The sequence below is a fragment of the Clostridium sp. YIM B02569 genome (assembly GCF_022320765.1).
Lineage (GTDB): Bacteria > Bacillota > Clostridia > Clostridiales > Clostridiaceae > Clostridium > Clostridium beijerinckii.
In genome coordinates this window covers 1-1034 of the sequence record NZ_JAKJJX010000071.1, presented here as the reverse complement: position 1 = coordinate 1034, position 1034 = coordinate 1, and the positions used below count along the sequence as shown (strand labels likewise).

At 34.4% G+C, this 1034-nt stretch carries 2 protein-coding genes; both read right to left on the bottom strand.

What is annotated here, in order from left to right; genetic code table 11:
- Positions 1-100: 100 nt before the first annotated feature.
- Positions 101-880 (bottom strand): electron transfer flavoprotein subunit beta/FixA family protein, encoded by a 780-nt coding sequence (locus L3B96_RS27125; RefSeq protein ID WP_238901429.1) that lies wholly within the window; start codon positions 878-880, stop codon positions 101-103.
- A gap of 13 nt (positions 881-893) precedes the next feature.
- Positions 894-1034: acyl-CoA dehydrogenase family protein (locus tag L3B96_RS27120; RefSeq protein WP_275297433.1), on the bottom strand; the 141-nt coding region annotated here is incomplete at its 5' end.

Below are 1034 nucleotides of genomic sequence, written 5' to 3'. Positions count from 1 at the left end.
TTCTAAAGATACTTTTTGTAATTCGCCTTCTCTTTGTTCAGCAAAGACCCAAACGCCTTTGTAATCTGCTATATTCATAATAAATTACCCTCCTATTATCTTAGATGTAGTGTTTTTCTTTTAATTTTCCTACAACATAGTATGCTGCATTTTTAGGTGCTTCTCTTACGATTTCTCCTGCACCTTTAACTTCCTTAGTCATTGACTTCTTAACCTTTGTAGGTGAGCCTTTAAGCCCTAATTCAGCTACATCTACATCTATATCAGCTGCGCTCATAACTTTGATTTCATCATCTGAAGTTTCGAATATATCTACAACATTCATATATCTAGTTTCATTTAATTCTTCGATTGCAGTTAATAGACATGGAGTTTTAACTTCTACTACTTGATGTCCATCCTCTAATGCTCTATTTACTATTAATATATTTCCTTCAACTTTAACATCTTGAACGTAAGTTACTTGAGGAATGTTTAAATGTTCTGCTATTTCTGGTCCTACTTGTGCAGTATCTCCATCAATTGCTTGTCTTCCAGCAAATACTAAATCATAATCTAACTTAGCTATTACTCCTGCAAGTGCCTTTGAAGTTGCTAAAGTATCTGCTCCTCCAAGTGCTCTATCTGTTAATAGGACAGCTTCATCAGCTCCCATACATAATGCTTCTCTTAAAACCGCTTTAGCCATTGGAAGTCCCATACTTATTACAGTAACTTTTCCTCCAACTTTTTCTTTTAATTGTAATGCACCTTCTAAAGCGTGTTTATCCTCTGGATTCATTATTGATGGAACACCATCTCTTATTAATGTACCAGTTTTAGGATCAATTTTTACTGCTGTAGTATCTGGAACTTGTTTTACACAAACTACTATATTCATTCTAAAAGTCCTCCTATCTTAAAATGCTTCCTGCGATAACCATCTTTTGAACTTCTGAAGTTCCTTCGTAGATTTCGCATATTTTAGCATCTCTCATCATTCTTTCTACTGGGTATTCTTTAGTGTAACCATATCCACCAAAGATTTGAACTGC